The sequence below is a fragment of the Gemmatimonadaceae bacterium genome (assembly GCA_035606695.1).
Lineage (GTDB): Bacteria > Gemmatimonadota > Gemmatimonadetes > Gemmatimonadales > Gemmatimonadaceae > JAQBQB01.
In genome coordinates, this window is record DATNEW010000032.1 from 28,499 (window position 1) to 47,535 (window position 19,037).

11 protein-coding genes are annotated in these 19,037 nt (G+C 65.4%); 6 read left to right on the forward strand and 5 right to left on the reverse strand.

Features of this window, described 5'->3' with window-relative positions; genetic code table 11:
* Positions 1-31: 31 nt before the first annotated feature.
* Entirely contained in the window at positions 32-1,732 is a 1,701-nt protein-coding gene (locus tag VN706_17340) for a diguanylate cyclase (protein ID HXT17408.1), read from the reverse strand.
* Positions 1,733-1,807: 75 nt separating this feature from the next.
* Between VN706_17340 and VN706_17345 the strand changes: the two genes are divergently transcribed.
* Both VN706_17345 and VN706_17350 read left to right on the forward strand, forming a co-directional pair.
* Positions 1,808-2,560: an HIT family protein gene (locus tag VN706_17345; protein HXT17409.1), complete on the forward strand. Its 753-nt coding sequence runs from the start codon at positions 1,808-1,810 to the stop codon at positions 2,558-2,560.
* A 289-nt stretch (positions 2,561-2,849) separates the two neighbouring features.
* A complete protein-coding gene (locus VN706_17350) occupies positions 2,850-3,257 on the forward strand; it encodes an HNH endonuclease signature motif containing protein (GenBank protein ID HXT17410.1) in 408 nt (135 codons plus the stop codon).
* 303 nt (positions 3,258-3,560) lie between these two features.
* Here VN706_17350 and VN706_17355 read toward each other — a convergent pair whose 3' ends face one another.
* On the reverse strand, positions 3,561-5,396 hold the full coding sequence (locus VN706_17355) for an NAD+ synthase (GenBank protein ID HXT17411.1): 1,836 nt from the start codon (positions 5,394-5,396) through the stop codon (positions 3,561-3,563).
* Positions 5,397-5,519: 123 nt separating this feature from the next.
* Between VN706_17355 and VN706_17360 the strand changes: the two genes are divergently transcribed.
* Together VN706_17360 and VN706_17365 are read left to right on the forward strand one after the other, a co-directional pair.
* A complete protein-coding gene (locus VN706_17360; GenBank protein HXT17412.1) occupies positions 5,520-7,607 on the forward strand; it encodes a PBP1A family penicillin-binding protein in 2,088 nt (695 codons plus the stop codon).
* A 127-nt stretch (positions 7,608-7,734) separates the two neighbouring features.
* Entirely contained in the window at positions 7,735-8,961 is a 1,227-nt protein-coding gene (locus VN706_17365) for a hypothetical protein (GenBank protein HXT17413.1), read from the forward strand.
* A gap of 177 nt (positions 8,962-9,138) precedes the next feature.
* Here the strand turns inward: VN706_17365 and VN706_17370 are convergent, their stop codons facing one another.
* The 3 genes from VN706_17370 to lon form a co-directional block, all read right to left on the reverse strand.
* Complete coding sequence (locus tag VN706_17370; protein HXT17414.1) at positions 9,139-10,785, reverse strand: hypothetical protein; 1,647 nt, start codon at positions 10,783-10,785, stop codon at positions 9,139-9,141.
* A 118-nt stretch (positions 10,786-10,903) separates the two neighbouring features.
* A complete protein-coding gene (locus VN706_17375) occupies positions 10,904-12,019 on the reverse strand; it encodes a hypothetical protein (GenBank protein HXT17415.1) in 1,116 nt (371 codons plus the stop codon).
* A 71-nt stretch (positions 12,020-12,090) separates the two neighbouring features.
* A complete protein-coding gene (lon, locus tag VN706_17380; GenBank protein HXT17416.1) occupies positions 12,091-14,685 on the reverse strand; it encodes an endopeptidase La in 2,595 nt (864 codons plus the stop codon).
* A 360-nt stretch (positions 14,686-15,045) separates the two neighbouring features.
* Between lon and VN706_17385 the strand changes: the two genes are divergently transcribed.
* Together VN706_17385 and VN706_17390 are read left to right on the forward strand one after the other, a co-directional pair.
* Positions 15,046-17,013, forward strand: coding sequence for a protein kinase (locus VN706_17385; protein ID HXT17417.1), 1,968 nt, complete (start codon positions 15,046-15,048; stop codon positions 17,011-17,013).
* A 9-nt stretch (positions 17,014-17,022) separates the two neighbouring features.
* Positions 17,023-19,020, forward strand: coding sequence for a protein kinase (locus VN706_17390; GenBank protein ID HXT17418.1), 1,998 nt, complete (start codon positions 17,023-17,025; stop codon positions 19,018-19,020).
* The last annotated feature ends 17 nt before the right edge of the window (positions 19,021-19,037 follow it).

Below are 19,037 nucleotides of genomic sequence, written 5' to 3' on the forward strand. Positions count from 1 at the left end.
CCCAACGCCCAACGCCCAGCGCCCAGCGCGGCTACGCCGCAGCTCTGTTTCCGCCTGACTGCTTCGCCGTGTACATGGCCGCGTCCGCCGCGCGGAGCAGCTCGACCGCGCCGAGTGGCGTCTCGCCAGGCGTGCCGACGCGCGTGTCGGCGATGCCAATGCTGGCGCCGACGCGCAGCTTCTGACCGTCGAATTCGATCGCGTTCTCGAGCGACGCCAGAATGCGGTCGGCAACGTTCGTGACTTCCTCGTGATCGCGAACCTCGAGCAGGATCGCGAACTCGTCGCCGCCAAGGCGCGCGATCAGGTCGCTGTTGCGCGTCGAGTCACGCAGGCGTTCGGCGACCGCGACGAGCACCGCATCGCCGGCGGCGTGACCGTAGCGGTCATTGACCGGTTTGAATCCGTCGAGGTCGATGAACAGCACCGCGATCTGCCGTACCGCGCCAAGCCGCGGATTGATCGACCCCGGCTCGAGCACCTCTGAGAGACGCGACTCGAAGCGCGCGCGATTGACCAATCCCGTCAGCGAATCGTGCTCGGCGCGATGGGCCAGCAGCGCCTCGCGATTGCGGCGATCGGTGACGTCGCGGATGAGATACTGCGCGGTTCCCTCGCTCGCGTCGGCGATCTCGGCGACGTCGACGTGAAGGATGGTGCCATCCACTCGCTTCCAGCGCGCCGGACGCGGCGCCGTCTTGAGCTGATCGACGCGCGAGTCGGTCTCGAATTCGAGGAACTGCTCGATCGGCACACCGATGACGTCGTATCGCGACTTGGCGCCGCTCAACGCGAGCGCCGCGCTGTTCGCGAACTTGATGCTCGAGCGAGAGCACATGATCACGCCGTCGGGCGACAGGTCCACGAGCCGGCGATAACGCTCGTCGTTCGACTTCTGCGCCTCGAGCGTCGACTTGATGTACGCCGACACCGAGCTGGCAAGCTCGCGCAGCTCCACGCCGTCGAGCTTCAACGTCTCGATCGGCTTGTCGGTGCTGCCGTCCTTGATCTGACTGGTGATGGCGTGAATACGCGCGCCGAGCGTGGTGTCGATCTGCTTCCACGAGCTCCAGCCGACGAGCACGAGGAGCGCGTACGAAATGATGAGGAGAATCCACGCCGTCGCCGTCGCTTGATCGGCGAGATACTCGGCATCGATGCCCGCGACGACCATTTGCGTCGCCGATCGCGCGCCGACCAGCACCGGCTCCGCAACGAGCAGGAACGGACGGCCGCCGATCGCGACCGCGTACTCAGCGCCCGAGCGCGTTGGCCAGGACGTCGCGAGCCGACGCTTCACGTCGCTCGTCGACAACCCGTTGTCGACGTCGATCAGGCAGTTGCCGGCACACCCAGGCTCGCCGAAGGCCACGAACGCGACGCTCGGGTCTTTCGCGCGAAACAGTGTGAGCTTGAGCGGACCTTCGAGCGCGACGCGCGCCGGTCCGGTCCGCGCGAGCTCGCCGGCAAGTCCGCGAACGCCGCTCTCATGACGCTGTCGCAGCTCGCTCAATCCCGTGTGAACGACGGAGACTGTCGCCACCGCGACGAGCAGCGCGAAGCCGAGCCCGAGCACCAGGACCGTGCGCAGCGACAGCACGGTCGCGATCGCGCGCGCCCGATGCGGCAGCCAGATGACCGCCGCCAGCAGCGCGAGCGGGACGAACGCCGCCAACCCCAGCGGAAGCCAGGCATGGATGGCGAGTGGGATCTGACTGGGCCAAAAGCTCATGGGGCTAAGTGTCGGCCGAGGCCGGTACGGGCTTGAGCCCCGGCCCTTGGCACCGTGCATGCGTTTTCCATGGATATGGACAACCAACGTTCGGCCGGCGCGTCCGGCGGTGCGGGGCAGCGAGAGCCTCACTGTACGTTTTGCGATCTGATCCACGGCGCCGCCGAGGTCTCGATCTGCCACGAGGACTCGGATGCCATCGCGTTCATGGACATCCAGCCCGTGAACAACGGCCACGTGCTGGTCATCCCGCGTCAGCATTACGAATCGCTGCTCGACGTGCCGCAGGAGCTTGGCGCGCACCTGTTTCACATCACGATGCGGTTGGCCAACGCGGTTCGCCACGTGAGCGGCTGTGAGGATCTCAACATCGTCGTGAACAGCGGCAAAGCCGCGGGCCAGGACGAACCCCACTATCACGTGCACATCATTCCGCGGCGTGAGGGCGACGGCTTCGACATTCCGCTGCCGTTCAACGGCTCGGAAATGCCGGACCGCACGGTGCTCGACGCGTATGCGGCGCGCATCATCGCGGCGCTCCGCGATCCGATGCGCATCGAAGGCTCGCACGGGCATGGCGGCGCGTCGTCTGAAACGAAGCCGGCGTTGAGGTCGACGACCACGGAGCGGCCCACGCTGCGCGCCTCGGACGTGACCGAGGAACGTGCCGTTGCGTTGCCGATGTTCAACGAGTCGAACGACGAGTCGACATCGGAGAGGCTGCCGTCCGAGCCGGGGCAGCGCCGCGGCGGACAATGGCGGGTATTCGAGGGTGCTCACGGCGAGTTGAAGTACGAACCGTTGGGCGACGCCGCCGACAAACCGTGATGATCGCGTGAAGTAATTGTTGTGTTGGCCTCTTGCGCGTTTCGTTGCCTGCATGCATTTGTACGGCGCGTGCGGCGGCTGCGTCTTGCGGCGGTTGCATGACCTACCGGAGGCCGATGAGCCCACTCGTCCGACATCGACAGTCGAGTCGAGCGCCGCGATCGCGAGAGCGGCGTGAGTGGTTTGCCTCCGCGATTCCCTCTGTTGCCGCATCATCTCAGATCGGCGCGACGCCCCGCCTTCGGGACCCATTCCCGTGGCGGGGCGTCGCCTTTTTAGCGAGGTGAAATTGTCACGACGTCGGCACTATCACCATGTCTCCCTCCCTCGCGCTCCGCGCCTCACGCCACGGCGGAGCAAGAACATCCCCTCGGGCCATCAGAAGCGCGCCATCAAGCGCGCGGCCATGCGCGACTGCGGCCGCCGCTGCGTGTACTGCGCCGAGGCGCTCGAGTTCGACTTCGCGACACTGGACCACGTGTATCCGCTCGCGCACGGCGGTGCGCATGTGCCGGGCAATCTCGTGCTCGCGTGCGGGCGGTGTAATCGCCTCAAGGGCGATCTGCTCCCGACCGAATTCTTCGCTCGCTATCCGTGGGCGGGCCTCAACTTCATCGAGCACGCACGGACGGTGCATCGGTCGCTCAAGAGATGCGCTCGGAGAGCGGTGAGCCTGGCGTGCGCGCGGGCCGCGTAGGCCGTACTTCGGGAAACCGCAACTGCTGACCACGGACGAACGGCGGACAACAGCGGATCGGCACGGAGACGGCGTGAACTGCCGTTGAGCGTTAGAGGGGATGACACGCCGGTTCGACAGCAGTTGCGCGAAAGCCCGTTCTTTTTTGTTTTTTTAGAACTTTAAAAAATGTTTTGTGTGCGCCGCGAAGCCAGCTCAACTCGCAACGCCGTTGTCAACGCCGTCTCCGTGCCTGTCCGCTGTTGTCCGATGTTCGTCCGTGGTCAATGACCCTGGCGCGCAACATCGTCCTGGAAAGTCCTGTCAGTAGTCCACAGGCCTCAGATAACTCTCTCCAATCGCCGTTCCACTCACCATCGCCACCGTGGGCAACCGCCGCTTCCAGTGCGTGGTCTCGACGCGACGCCGCACGAGCGCGACTTCCTGTTCATCGAAGCCGCGCGCGATGAGCTCCACGTCCGTGTATCCGTTGAGCAACCAGTTCAACAGCTCGTCGGCCTTCGCGTAGCTGATCCCAAAATCGCTTTCGTCGGTCTGACCCACGACGAGATCGGCCGTGGGCGGCTTGCTCACGATGATCTCCGGCACGCCGAGATGCCGCGCCAACTCCCAGACCTGCGTCTTGAACAGATCGCCGAGCGGATTGATCGGCGGTGAATCGTCCGCGTGCCAGGTGAAGTAGCCGAACAGCCGTTCCGTCTTGTTGCCGGTGCCGAGCGGAATGCCGCGATGCTTGGCGGCGAGGTCGAACAGCGCGATCATGCGGATGCGCGCCATCACGTTGCCGCGTCGCCCACCTTCGGCGTCCGGCTCGTTGCACAAATAGCCGTCGACCGCCGAGCTGATGTCGATCGTGCGCGATTCGATGCCCAACGCGTCGATCACGAGCTGGCCATGCTCCAGACTTTCCTTGCTCGAGGTGCGATACGGCATGCGCACGCCGAGCACGTTCTTCGGACCGAGCGCTTTCGCGGCGAGATACGCCGTCACCGCGGAATCCACACCGCCGGAAATGCCGACCACCGCGCAGTTGAAGCGGCGCCGCTGCATCTCTTCACGAATGAACTCGACGAGCCATTCTTGTGTGAGCGTCGCGTCGATCGCGAGTGGAACCGGCGGCTCTTGAGCGGTCGACGCAACGCGCACGACAGGCAGACCGTTCGAGGACGCCGCGCCCGCGTCGCGCGCGACCGGCCCGCGCGACGGGACGGCCGGCGGATCGTATTCGCAGCGCGCTTCGACGCCGGCCATGACCTCGTCGAGACTGGCGCGGAGATGCGGGACCATCGTCTCGAGATCGGCGATGAGCGGCATGTCGGCGCGCGCTCGCGTGACGTCGTCGAGATCGACGGTCACGGAGAGGATCGCGTCGTTCCATACCGGCGCGCGTCCGCGAACGTCGCCCTTGGGTCCGGCGACGAACGAGCCGCCGGGAAACATCTTTCCGCCTTCGCTGCCCGTGAGATTCGTCAGCGTGACATAGACGCCGTGCTCGTCGGCAATGTCGCGAATGAGCCGGTCCCACCGGCTCGAGCTTCCCGGGCCAGGCACGTCGTCGGTCTTCGGCGCGAGTCCCCGGGCCGGCGGCGCGGCGCACACGAAGATGATCTGCGCCGCGTCGAGCGCCGCGATCGTCGCGGTCACGCTGTGCCACGCATCCTCGCACACGAGCATCGCCGCGCGGCCCCACGGCGTATCGAACGCGCGAACGTCGCGCCCGCGTTCGACGAACCGCTCCTCGTCGAACAACCCGTAGGTGGGCAAGAACACCTTCCGATGGACGTGATGCACCGTCGGCTCGCCCGCGCCGAGTGTCACGTAAATCGCGCTGTTGTACAGCTTGTTGTTCCAGATCTCGTAAAAGCCCGCCGTGACGTCGAGCGGCCGCGGGCTCGCAACGGTCTCGCGGTAGACGCGGTCGAGATCGGCCGCAAAGGTACCCGCGGTCACGGCGTTGTCGCGCACGCCGCCTTCCAGGAAATAGCCCGTCAGCGCCGATTCGGCGAAGCACGCGACCATGGGCCGCGGCTCGAGGTGGTCGAGCTGCTCGAATACGGGCGCCAGGCGCCGCAGGTTGCCGGCGTAATCGCCCTTGCGCGGCTTGAGTTGAACGAGCGCGAGATGGACGAGCTGGGACATGCGTGAAAGGTACTATACAGGTACTGGATGGGTGCTAGTCGGCCGGCACCGGGCCCCGGCGTGACTCCCGGCGATCTCCGTGGTCATTTACGGGTAGTATTCAGCACTCACCTGACCGCAGCCGTGAAGAATTTTCGATATTCCGCAGTCATAGTATTCGCCGCCGCCGCCGCCGCGGTCGGTGCCCAGCAGCCCGCCCAGAGTACCGGCGAGGCGTGGCAGATCGTTCAGCTTGCGCAGGCGTCCCGCGTCCTCGCGCGCGACGGTTCGCTGATCGGCGACATCGGCCGCGAGATCCGCTACAGCGTCTCGATCAAGTCGCTGCCGTGGTATGTGCCGAAGGCGTTCATCTCAGTGGAAGACCAGCGCTTCTACGAGCACGACGGCGTCGACGTCAAAGCCGTCAGCGCCGCGGTGGTCGGCAAAATCCTCGGCAGGAATCGCGGCGGCGGAAGCACCATCACGCAGCAGCTCGTCGGGTACATGCATCCCGATCTCATCGACCGCTCGCAGGTGAGCGGCACCGCGGGCATCGCGCGCAAGTTTCACGAGCAGGAAGCGGCGCGCGAGATGGAACGCCATTACACGAAGGATCAGATCCTCGAGGCCTATCTCAATCAGGTGAACCTGGGCCGCGGCTGGTACGGCGTCGAGGCCGCGGCGCTGCACTACTTCGGTCATCCCGCGGCGCGGCTCACACTTGCCGAAGCCGCGACGATCGCCGGCCTGCCGAAATCGCAGCCGCAGTACGATCCCATCACGCATCCCGCAGCCGCGATGGCGCGCCGCAATCTGATCCTGCAGATGATGGTGGATCAGAAGTACATCACGCAGGAGCTCGCCGATAAAACGAAGGCCGAGCCGGTGGTCACCGCGCCGAACGCGGGCATGTCGGCCAACTCGGGGTACTTCGTCGACGCCGTGAAGCAACAGGCTGAGCGTGCCGGCATTCCGGTGATCAACGGCGGATATCGCATCTATACGACGCTCGATCCCGCGCTGCAGCGCCAGGCGGTCGAGGCGGTCATCGACGGCACGAACCGCATCGAGGCGCAGAAGGGCTACAAGCATTTGACGCAAGCCGCGGCGAGGGGCCGAGACAGCGATTATCTGCAAGCGGCCGCGGTCGCGATCGATCCATACACCGGTGACATCCGCGCATTGGTCGGCGGCCGCAATCACGCGCGCGCGCCGTTCAATCGCGCCGTGCAAGGCCTGCGTCAGCCCGGTTCGTCGTTCAAGCCATTCGTCTACGCGAAGGCGATCGACGACAGCATCTCGGCCAATACGATCGTGCCGGACACGTCGCTCGAGATTCCGCTCATCACCGGCGACGTGTACAAGCCGGAAGAGATCGACGGAAAGTTCTGGGGTTATAAGGTGTGGAAGGAAGGTGTGCCGACAACGACCGCGATGACGATGCGCGAAGGCCTCGTGCACTCGCGCAACATGGTCGCGATCGAGCTCGGGCTTCGCGTCGGCATGGATTCGGTCGCCGCGCTGGCGCAACGCATGGGCATCAGCACGCGCATCGATCCGGTGCCGGCGAGCGCGATTGGTGCGTCGTCCGTGCACCCGATCGACATGGTCGCGGCGTACACCGCGTTCGCCAACAACGGCCAGGTCGTACAGCCGCGGTTCATCACGCAGATCACGGATCTCTCGAACCGCACCGTGTACCAGCGTCCGCCGTCGACGCCGCAGCAGGCGCTCGATCCGCGCGTCGCGTTCATCGTGCGCGACATGATGCGCGACGTGGCTGAGCGCGGCAGTGGTACGGCCGCGAGGAAGGCGGTGCCGTACAACATTCCGGTGGCGGGCAAGACGGGCACGACGAACGACAATGTCGACGTGTGGTTCATCGGCATGACGCCGGACGTTGTCGCGGCGGTGTGGATCGGCTTCGACAAGGCGAAGACGATCGCGCCGGGTGCGGTGGGCGGATTGCTCGCCGCTCCGATCTGGGGTCAGATGATGGGTCGGTATTACCAAGGCCGATCGACGCAGGGCTGGCCGGCGCCGCCGGATGGATTGGTGTACGCCGAGCTCGATCGCGACACGGGTCTGCTGGCGACGCCGAGTACGTCGCCGGAGAAGCGGTACGTGGAGTATTTCATTCCGGGGACGGAGCCAGCCGAGCTGAGGAATAATCCGTGGAAGGTGCCGGCGTGGGGACCCCTCTTTCCGCCGGTCAGGACTCCCAGTCGGTAAGGCCGGCGCTCGCGCGCCGGTGGTGAAAGAGCGACGCGGCACGCGGCTCGCAGTCTGGCGCATGGGAACCAAATCCCCAATATGTCCATTATTCACATGACATATTGTGCTTACCAGGGAGGCCCCCATGGATCACCGCCGCCATTCGTCGGTTGGCATCGCAGCACTCGTCGGGTTCGGGATCGCCGTCGCGAGCATCTTCACCGCGTGCGACGACTCCAACAACAACACTCAGCCGGCGGTTCAGCTCGAGACGCTGGACCCCGCCCTCGTCGCGCAGGGCAAAGACATCTTCCGCTTCAACACGTTCGGCGATGAGACCTACTGGACCGATACGCTGCACATGAACAGCGTGGTGCAGGGCGGTGTCAGTCCCGCGACCGCGCTCGCGGTCGGTCTCAAGGTCGACATGGACACGCTGCCGGCGGCCGTCGCGAGCGCCATCGCGGCCGGACAGGTCAACCTCAACGACCCTGCGACCACGGTCACCCTTCTCAAGCTCGGCGCGGTCGTCGGGCTCAAGGGTACGGTGCAGACGATCAACGGCAAGGACTCGCTCACGCGACTCGGCATCACGTGCGCGCTGTGTCACTCGACGGTCGACAACGCGTTCGCGCCGGGCATCGGCCACCGTTTGGATGGATGGCCGAATCACGATCTGAACGTCGGAGCGATCGTGGCGCTGTCGCCGGCCGTCTCGCCGGCGCTCAAGGCGATTCTCAATACGTGGGGCCCGGGCAAGTACGACGCACGCATCAACTTCGACGGCAAAAATTCTCCGGACGTCATTCCGCCGGCATACGGGCTCAACGGCGTGAAAAAGGAGATCTACACGGGCGACGACACGGTCTCGTACTGGAACGCGTACGTGGCCGTGACGCAGATGCACGGGCACGGAACGTTCAAGGATCCGCGCCTCGGCATCTCGGTGACGAATGCGCCCGAGATCGTCGCGCCGCTGTTGCCGGCGTTGCGCCAATATCAATTGAGTCTCACCGCGCCGAAGCCGGACGCGTCGACGATCGACGTCGCCGCTGCCTCGCGCGGCCAAGCGTTGTTCGATGGTGCGGGGCGCTGCTCGACGTGTCACACGGGCACGCTGTTCACGGACATCAATCAAGGCATTCTGCACTCGGCGAGCGAAATCGGCGTGGATGGGACCACGGCGGCGCGCAGCGTGACGGGCAAGTATCGCACGACGCCGCTGCGCGGGTTGGCGACGCACGCGCCCTATTTCCACGACGGCAGCGCGAAGACGCTCGCCGATGTGGTCACGCATTACAACACCGTGTTTTCGCTCAATCTGACGGCAGCGCAGCAGGCTGATCTTGTTGCGTACCTGAAGACGCTCTGACGAGCGGGTGAGGCCCGCGCTGCGCGCGGATGGTTGGGGCCGCGGCCTAAGGCCGCGTAAGTTGGGCCCGCGGCTTCGGCGCGGCCCCACCATCGCGAAGCAGTCGTCGCGGCCCAACCATCGGCGCGCCGCAGGCGCCGCCGGCCTCACCGCGGCGCGCCACACCACGATCATCCCTTACGGGATGGCGTTCTCCCGCACCGCCTCTCGATAAAACTTGTCCAGGTCAGCGCGCAGCTTCCTCATGCTCGGCTCGTCGATGTACATCATGTGCCCCGCATCGAACCGCCCGGTCGTGATGTTCTTCTGCACGCGCGGATCGATCGACATGTGCGACAGCGTGTACTCCACGGCGAAATACGGCGTCGCCGCGTCGTAATACCCTTCGGCCACGTACAGGCGCATGTACGGGTTTTTAGCAAACGCTCGTTCAAGATTTGGAACAACCGTCGCGTACGTGTTCTGCGGATAGTTCCACCGGCCGATCCCGCCGCCCAGGATGTAATACGTGTCCTCGTTGCGGTAGCCAAGCTCGCGGCGTGTGTAGTCCGTCAGCACCGGCGTGAACGTATTCCGAATCGACACGTCGCTCGGATCGCCGACGCTGCCGATCCCCGGGCCGCCGGCGCCGCGGCCGCCGCCGCCGCCGAACGGCGCGAAGCCGGTGAAGCGCGTATCGAGTCGTCCAACCGTGACCTGCTGGTCGCGCATGAGCTCACCGTCGAACGTCTGTAGCGAGACGCGGAGATCATTCTGCTCGATCACGCTCTTCGACAATCCGGTGAGCCGCGCGAGTTGATCGACGGTCGCCTGACGTTCCGTCGCCGAGAGCCTGTTGCCTTTCATGAGCGCACTCGCATAGTCGCCCATCGCGAACTTCTCGGCCTGCTGCGCGATCTGGTCGACCGTGAGGCGCTGCAAGTCAGCCGGCAGCTTCTTGTGATACCACGCCGTCGTCGCGTACGTCGGCAGGAAGTTGATGAATCCGATGTCGTTGCCGCGCGTCTGTGACGAGTACTCGAAGTTGAGCACCGACGAGATGAGCACCACGCCGTTCAGCGCGATACCGTCGTCCGCCAACAGACCCGACAGCCCCGACGCGCGGGTCGTACCGTAGCTCTCGCCGGCCAGGAATTTCGGCGATCCCATGCGATCGAACCGCGTGAGATACAAGCGAATGAACTCGCGGAACGAATTCAGATCCTCGTCGAGCCCCCAGAAGCGCGCGCCGAGCGACTGGCTCGCCGCGCGGCTGTAGCCCGTGCCCACGGCGTCGATGAACACCAGATCCGTCTGATCCAGCAGCGTGTTCTGATTGTCCTCGAAGCTGTAGGGCGGCGGCGGCGCGCTGCCGTCGGGCATCAATCTCACTTTCTTCGGACCAAACGCGCCGAGGTGCAGCCACACGGTCGCGGAGCCGGGCCCGCCGTTGAAGGCAAACGTGATCGGCCGAGTCGATGCGTTCGTGCCGTCGCGCGTGTAGGCGACGTAGTACATGCCGCCTTCGACGCTACCGGTTTGGTCGTTCCGAATCGGCAGCACGCCGGCGGTGGCCGTGTAGTTGATGGTTTGGCCGCGCACGCTGACCGAGTGATGCGTCACCGTCGGCGGCGCTTCCGTCATCGCCACGATATCGTGCGTCGTCATCGCGCCGACGGCGCCTCGCCGTGGACCTGCCGCTGCCGTGTCCGCGGATGCGGATGCGGGCTGATTCACCGTATTCCCACCGCGGCCGCCGCGCTGCGCGCTCGCAGGCAGCGCGCTGCCTACGACGAGAAGAACGGCCAGCGCGACGGGTCCGGTCACTGTCAGATCTCGTTGCATTCGAACTCCGGAAAGAATGAAGTCGGATGGTGTCGCCATGTCACGTAACGCCCACGCAGCGCTCACGCGCGGTTCACGCGAAACTCTCGCGAAACTCACGCGACGCCAGCGACGCATTTCAATACAGCTGCCGAGTGTGAACTACCGTCTCGTTGTGTCCGATTTCCTGCGTGTAGATCCGCCAACTGTCGTTGAGCAACTGACCAAAGATGTACACCCACTTCGTGGGGCTCGCGTTCACGTCAGGATAGAACGAGTTGCCGGCGATCACCTGTGCGTTGCCCGCGGTCATGCCGTAAATCTCCGGCGCGGGCTTGCCGTTGACGTTGATGAAACGCGCACCGGGAACACTCGGGTCGTTCCCCATGAGCTGATTCGCGAGCATTCCGCCGGACATGCCGACGGGGCCACCGGACTTGCGCACGAGAATGTGCGCCGCGTACGCCTTGTTGCCATTCGCATGGTAGCAGAACGTGCAACCGGTCAGCTGCGTCGTGAACATCCACGGCGCGCCGGCCAGGTGCGTCGCCATCACACTATCGAAGCCGTGAGGAATTGGCGCCGCCGGCGCCGCGGTCGCGCCTCGCCGCGGCACCTCGGACCAGTGAATTGCCGGCACGTTGATCGCCTGAAATTGATGCGACGCGCCTTCCACCGAATGGTTCGTCGGGCTGATGTTGAACGCGTCTTCCTGCGGCCGGTACCAAAAGTAGTGGGTCAGCACGTTACGGGCGATGTGCGCATTCAAGTTCGTGTATAACACGGCTCCGGAACTGTCGCCCCACAGCTTGATCTTGTTGGCTCGAATGAACGTGAGTGGGGAGGTGGCAAACTCGTTGTTGAAGACGTGCGCCGCTCCGCGCGCCGAGGCGAAGACGGCGGCACGCTTCAGGACGCGCGCCAGCTCGGCGCCCGCCTGGCCCGGCGCGATCGACATCGCGCGATTGTGATCGACGGGAACGCTCGACATGCACTTCCAGAGCAGCTCGATCGCGCGACGGTCTTTCCGCTCGGTCTCGTCACCTTTCGCGACCGCCGCGCCGATATGCCGCTTGACCGATAAGGAGACGGACATCGCCTTCAGCGCATTGAGCTCCTGCAGGTCGGCGCGCGGATACTTCGTCGTTACCATGTCGGCGACGTCGTTCAACACGAGCGGCGGAAGCTGCGCCGTCGTGTTGGCGAGGATGTGATCGATCGTGTTGTCGACGCGCTTGATGGCGTTGCGTGGCATCGGTCTCCCAGAAACGAAACGGGCCCGGGAGAAACTCATCCCAGGCCCGCTAAGTTATCCCCGCGGCTCGATCACGCCACCTTCGTCTCCGCCTTCTGCTCGATCTCCTCCATCAGCGCCGGCTTCACCGGTTCGTCGGTCGGAACCGGGAGCAACGCGATGGCGAACACCTCGTCGAGCGTGCTCACGCAGTGGAACGTGAGCTGCTTGCGGACGTCTTCCGGGATGTCCTCCATGTCCGCTTCGTTGTCCTTCGGCAGAATGATGGTCGTGATGCCGGCGCGATGCGCGCCAAGCACCTTTTCCTTCACGCCGCCAATCGGCATCACCCGGCCGCGCAGCGTGATCTCGCCGGTCATCGCGACGTCGCGCCGCACGGGGCGGCCCGACATCGCGCTGACGAGCGCCGTCGACATCGTCGTTCCCGCGGACGGACCGTCTTTCGGAATGGCGCCGGCCGGGACGTGAATGTGCACTTCGATCGAGCCAAGGCGATCTTCAGGAATCTTTAAACTCTGCGCGTGCGTCGCCGCGTAGGTCATCGCCGCGCGGGCCGATTCCTTCATCACGTCGCCGAGCTGGCCGGTCAGGATCAGCGACACGTTGCCCCAGCCGCTCACCTGGGTCTTCTCGTCGTCGGTGACCCGCTGGCCGTAGCCAAACAAGCGACGGATCGCGGCTTCGACGAACATGATGTCGCCGCCCGCCGGCGTGTAATACATGCCCGTCGCGACGCCGATCTCGTTCTCTTCCGCCGCGTGCTCGGGATGCACCCGTGGACGACCGAGCAGCTCGCGCACCTCGTCGGCGTCGATCTTTCCGTCGTCGATCATCCCGCTGTCGCCCGCCGCGATGCGACGCGCCACCTTGCGCGCGACGGCGCCAACCTGCCGCTCGAGCTGGCGCACACCCGCTTCGCGCGTGTACTTGCTGATCACCGCCATCACGGCTTCGTCGGTGAAGCTCACCTTCTTGTCGCCAAGCCCCGAATCCTCGAGCTGGCGCGGAATGAGATACTTCTTCGCGATCTCGGCCTTCTCGCGCTCGGTGTAGCCCGCGAACTCCACGACTTCCATGCGGTCGAGCAGCGGTCCCGGAATGTTCTGAATGAAATTCGCGGTCGCGATGAACAGCACTTCGCTGAGATCGAACGGCACGCCGAGATAGTGATCGGTGAAGTTGTCGTTCTGCGCGGGATCGAGCACCTCGAGCAGCGCGCTCGCGGGATCGCCCTGGAACGACACGCCGAGCTTGTCGATCTCGTCGAGCAGGAAGACGGGATTCTTGCTGCCGCCCTGCTTCATGCCCTGGATGATGCGGCCGGGCATCGCACCAACGTACGTGCGACGATGACCGCGGATGTCCGCCTCATCGCGTGCGCCGCCGAGTGCGACGCGTACGTATTCACGTCCGAGCGAGCGCGCGATGGACTTGGCGATCGACGTTTTGCCCACGCCCGGAGGACCGACGAACAGCAGGATCGGGCCCTTCGCCATCGCGCGGGCCTTCGCCTCCTTCACGTCGGTGATCTGCTTGTCTTCGATCGAGTTGTTACCGAGCTGCGGCGTTGCATCGTCTTTCGCGGCCTTCAGCTTCGAGATGGGCATCTCTCCCGTTTGCTTCATCTCTTCCTCGAGCTGGTGCGCGCGAAGCTGGCGCACGGCGAGGAACTCGAGCACGCGATCCTTCACGTCGGGCAGACCGTAGTGATCCTCGTCGAGAACGGTCTGCGCGTGTGAGAGATCGAGATTGTCGTCGGTCCGCTTGCTCCACGGCAACTCGGCGATCCACTCGAGGTAGGTGCGAATGACTTGCGCCTCCATCGACTCGCGGCCCGAGCGCTCCAGGCGGCCGAGCTCACGCTCGACTTCCTGCTTGGCTTCCTTCGGCAGATCGAGCTTCTCCAGCTTCTCACGAAGCTCGGTAATCTCTTTCGACTGATCGTCGTCGCCGAGCTCTTTCTGAATGGCCTTCATCTGCTCGCGGAGGTACATCTCGCGCTGTCGCTCGCCCAGCTCTTCCTGGACCTGCGACTTGATCTCCTCCTGCATTTCGAGCATGCCGATCTGCTTTTGGACGTGCACGAGCACGCGGCGCAGCCGCTCCTCGACGCTCAGCGTCTCGAGCAGGCCTTGCTTCTCGGGGGGCTGAAGCTCGATGTACCCGGCGACGAGATCGGCGAAACGGCCGGGATCGGTCACGGCGTCGAGCACCTGATGAACGACCTCTTCCGGAAGCCCGCGCCGCTCACCGAGCTCGGCGGCACGTTCGCGAAGTTCCTTGTGCAGGGCGACGAAGGTCGGATCGTTCTCGCTGACCGGCTTCATCTCGTCGACCGGCATCACGACGGCACTGAGATAGCCTTCGGTGGTGTTGTATTGCAGAGCGGTGGCGCGCTGCTCACCCTGGAGCAGCAGCTGCACGCCGCCCAGGCCGCGCTGGATCTGCCCGATGCGCGCGATGACGCCCATCGAGTAGAGAATGTCCGGCGTCGGCTCGTCGGTGTTATCGCGCTGCGCAACGGCGAAAACCAACCGTTCACCCTTGAGGGCGGCCTCGATTGCGCGGAGCGTGCCCGGTCGGCCCGCCGCGATGGGCGCGGTGAGACCCGGGAAGATGACAGTTCCCCGCAGGGGGAGAACTGGGAGTGTCTGGCGTGTTGCCATGGGCGTTCTCAGGTAGTGAGAGATAGCACAGCAGTGCCGCCGCGAGTCGCACACTCCATTCCATCGAGCGACCCGTATCGCTAACCAGTGCTATGCATCAACTTAAGACATCAGGAACTTGGCTTGACCATCAAGTGCATATCACGCGCGCAGCAAATCCCGTCAGCCTGGCAGCAATTCCGGGATTTGGCCGCGTGTACTGCCGACACGGGCTGCCGGTTCGGCGCGGTCAATAGCGGTTAATCCGGCTCCGGGCCGGTTCGTATCCTTCCCGGAACTTTCCACGTATGCTAAAATGCGTCATTCTACCCGCCTTCTGCTCACGGCCCCGGCCAACCGTCCGCAACCCGAGCTAAGCGCTTGTCGGATCCTGTAGTACCATCGTCAGATGTCGAGCTGCGCACGCATGTCGAGCGCGTGCTCAGCCCGCATTATGAGTTGGATACCGAGATCGGCCGCGGCGGAATGGGCGTCGTCTATCGGGCGAAAGATCGACGCCTGAAGCGCACGGTCGCCATCAAGGTTTTGCCTCCGGAGTTGGCGTTCCGCAGCGAAATCAAAACGCGCTTTCTGCGCGAAGCGGAAATGGCGGCCCAGCTCAATCATCCGAACATCGTCGACATCTACGCGGTCGACGAGGCGGAGGGCATCGTCTACTTCGTGATGGCGTACATCACCGGAGACAATCTCGCCAAGCGTCTGCACGATCACGGTGCGCTGTCCGTGGAGGAAACGCGACGTACGCTGCGCGACGTCGCCGACGCACTCGCGTACGCGCACGAGCGCGGGGTGATTCATCGCGACATCAAACCGGACAACATCATCATCGACGCCGGCAGCGGCCGCCCGATGGTGACGGACTTCGGTATCGCGCGCGCGGTCAGCGAAGGCGACTCGCGGCTGACCGCGACCGGGATCGCGATCGGAACGCCGACGTACATGTCGCCGGAGCAGGCCGCGGGCGAGCGCACCATCGACGGCCGCTCCGACCTCTACTCGCTCGGCATCCTGGGCTACCAGATGCTGACGGGCGAGCCGCCGTTCATCGCGAACAGCACGCCGGCGATTCTCGTGAAACACATCTCCGAACGTCCGACGCCCGTCGAGCAGCGCCGTTCGGACGTGCCGCCCGATCTCGCGAGCGTCATCATGACGCTTCTCGAAAAGGATCCGGCGAACCGATTCCCCAACGCGAACGCCGTCGTACTCGCGCTGGATACCGGACGTATGCCGACGCTGGAACGGCCCGTGTACAGCACCGCGCCGGCGAATGCTCCGTTCGCCGGACCGCCGCCGCTGCCGCGCGCATCGAATCCCTATGCCGCGGCGCAGACGAACGAGCTGTATGCGGTGTCGGCGCCCACGCCCGAGGAGTACCGCCGGTGGAACGCCGAACCGGTGGCCAAGTTTCGGCGGCTTCTGGCGCCCTACCTGTTCGTCAATGCGGTGATCGTGATCGCCTCGATGATTGGATCGACCGACGTCTTCGGCATCACGGTGCTGTGGAGCATCTACATCGCGTTCAAGTACGCCAAGTTGTGGGCCGACGGCTACGACTGGCGCGATGTGTTCCGCCAGCCCCGCGATCGCGATCTCATCGACGTGGCCGAGGACTTCCTGACGTACGTGCGCGCGTCGTTCGACCGCAATCAGCGCCAGGCGATGCGCGAGCAGCGTCGCGCACGCGGCGTCGCGCGCCGCAGCGGCGGGATGATGCCGCCGTTGCCGGGCGCGTCGTACTCGACAGGAACGGGCAGCGACGTCGCGGCCGTCGCGGGCGCGTACGCCGATCGCGTGCGCCGCGCCGAAGCCGACCGCATGGAAATTCTTCGCCTGCTCGACCGCATGCCGAACGCCGAGCGTTCGCGCATTCCGGACGTCAGCCGGTCCGCCGACGCACTCGCCGAGAAGGTGAAGTTCATGGCGGTGGCGATGTCGGATCTCGAACGGAGCATGGCGGCGCAGGGTGTGGATGCGATCGAGTCGGAGATCACGCGGCTCGAAGGTGCCGCGAATCCGCTCGATGCGGCCGGCAGTGAAGAGCGCGTGCGGCGCCTGGCGAAGCTCAAGCGCGACCGTCGCGGCGTGGCCGATCTCACCAACCGCCGCGATGCGCTCGCGGCCAAGCTCGAGACGTGCGTCGTCGCGCTGCAGAACATCAAGTACGATCTCATTCGGCTGAGTGCCGGCTCGCAGACGCCGCAGCACATCACGTCGTTGGCGATGGACGCGCTGAATCTCGCCGATAGCGTGGACAGCGCGCTGTACGTCTCCGACGAAATGCGCGGCACCGGCTCGCGTCCCGCGAGTCGCAAGGCCGCCCGCTAGGCCGGCGGTGTGAACGACTACCTGCGCGATCGCGTCACGGTCGCGGTCGGCGAACATTACCTGATCGAGCACGAGATCGGGCGCGGCGGTATGGCGGTGGTCTATCGCGCGACTGACCTTCGCCTGCATCGCACCGTCGCGATCAAGGTTCTTCCGCCGGACGTCGCCTTCAACCCCGACGTCCGCACGCGATTCATTCGCGAAGCCCAGACGGCGGCGCAGCTCAATCATCCGAACATCGTTCAGATCTACAGCGTCGACGAGGTGGACGGCGGCAGCCTCGTGTACTTCGTCATGGCGTTCGTGGACGGTGAGAGCCTCGGCGCGCGCCTCGCGCGCGAGGGTGCGTGGCCGATCGACCGAACCGTGCGCGTGCTGCGCGACGTGGCGGATGCTTTAGCGTATGCTCATGCCCGCGGCGTCGTGCACCGCGACATCAAGCCGGACAACATCCTGATCGACCGGGCAAGCGGCCGGCCGATGGTCACCGACTTCGGCATCGCGCGCGCGGCGGCGGGTGAGACGCGGTTGACGGTCACGGGCGTCGCGGTCGGGACGCCCGCCTACATGTCGCCGGAGCAAGCGATCGGCGAGCGTGAGGTCGACGGCCGCAGCGATCTCTATTCGCTGGCCGTGGTCGGCTATCACATGCTCGTCGGCGAGACGCCGTTCAAGGCGGCGAACACGCCGGCGATGCTCGTGAAGCACGTGTCCGAACGTCCGCGTCCGATTCGCGATCGCCGGCCGGACGTGCCGGCGTATCTCGCGGTGGCCGTCGATCGCGCCCTCGCGAAGCGGCCCGAGGATCGTTTCTCGGACGCCGCCGAGTTTCGTGATGCGCTGGACGGTGCTACGCAGCCGCGCGGCAACAGTGCGCGCGATCAGGTCGATACGGCGCGCGATCGGATCGACGGCGCGCGCGACAGGTTCGACGCGCTGCAATCCGTCCCGCCGATGATGCCCGCGCCGCCTGCACCGGTGCCTCAACCGGCTCCATTCCCCTTGCCGCCTCAAGGGCTGTCGCGCCGCGAGCTACGGGAGTGGTACCGCGCGCAGCGGCGCGTCGCGATTCGGCAGCAACTTACGCAAGCCGGCGGCGTAGGGGTACTGATGAATGACCGCGTCATTTACCCGCTGCGGTACAAGAGCTACGACGAGCGACCGCTCGAAGAGCGCGTCGCCTCCTTTCGGCGGCACGTGTTCGGCTGGATGGGGTGGTCGACGATGCTGTTCGGGATCAACGTCGCGACGCACGGCCCGGGGCCGTGGTTCCTGATCCCGAGCGCTTTCATGTTCGTCGGCGTCTTGAAGCGGGCAGGATCGATCTGGTCCGAGGGCATCGGACCGATCGACGCGTTCAAGAAGGGCATCACCAAGAAGATTCGCGCGGACTCCGGTCGCCCTGAGAACGCGCCCGTTGGGCAACTCGCGGCACGTGCGTCCGCGATGACGCCCGAGCAAGCCGCGGCGCAGCTGGCGCCGAGCGACGTGTTGGCCGGGTTCCATGGCGAGGCGGTTCGGCGCGCGGCGGCCGATCGGATGTTGATGCGTGAGATTGCCGCCGCGTTGGGTCCGGTCGAGCGCGAGTTGATTCCCGACGTGGGACCGACCGTCGACGCGCTCGCGGCGCGCGTCGGCGCGGTGGCAACGACGCTGCATCGCCTCGATGCGGACGTGTCGGGTGCCTCGCTCGGCTCGCTGGATACGCGGATCGCATCCATGCAGACGGAGCCGGACACGCCCGATCGCGATCGCCGGCTGGCGCTGCTCCAGCGCCAGCGCCAGTCGCTGCACGAGCTGCTCGAGCGGCGGCGGTCGCTGGCGAATCAGCTCGAGAGCGCCAGCCTCATGTTACAGAATTTGAAGCTGGATTTGCTAAAGTTGCGCTCGTCCGGGCTGGGCAGCTCGATCGAGGGGGACAACACGAGCGCGACGCAGGAGGCGCGGGCGCTGTCGCGCGAGATCGGGCATGTGGTGCAGGCGGCGGAGGAGTTGAGGAAGCTCTAAACGGCGCGCTGGTCAAT

Excerpts from the sequence above, each read along its gene's own strand:
- VN706_17340 (HXT17408.1), bottom strand. The coding sequence starts at position 1,732 with ATGAGCTTTTGGCCCAGTCAGATCCCACTCGCCATCCATGCCTGGCTT.
- VN706_17345 (HXT17409.1), top strand. The coding sequence starts at position 1,808 with ATGGACAACCAACGTTCGGCCGGCGCGTCCGGCGGTGCGGGGCAGCGA.
- VN706_17355 (HXT17411.1), bottom strand. The coding sequence starts at position 5,396 with ATGTCCCAGCTCGTCCATCTCGCGCTCGTTCAACTCAAGCCGCGCAAG.
- VN706_17365 (HXT17413.1), top strand. The coding sequence starts at position 7,735 with ATGGATCACCGCCGCCATTCGTCGGTTGGCATCGCAGCACTCGTCGGG.
- VN706_17370 (HXT17414.1), bottom strand. The coding sequence starts at position 10,785 with ATGCAACGAGATCTGACAGTGACCGGACCCGTCGCGCTGGCCGTTCTT.
- VN706_17375 (HXT17415.1), bottom strand. The coding sequence starts at position 12,019 with ATGCCACGCAACGCCATCAAGCGCGTCGACAACACGATCGATCACATC.
- lon (HXT17416.1), bottom strand. The coding sequence starts at position 14,685 with ATGGCAACACGCCAGACACTCCCAGTTCTCCCCCTGCGGGGAACTGTC.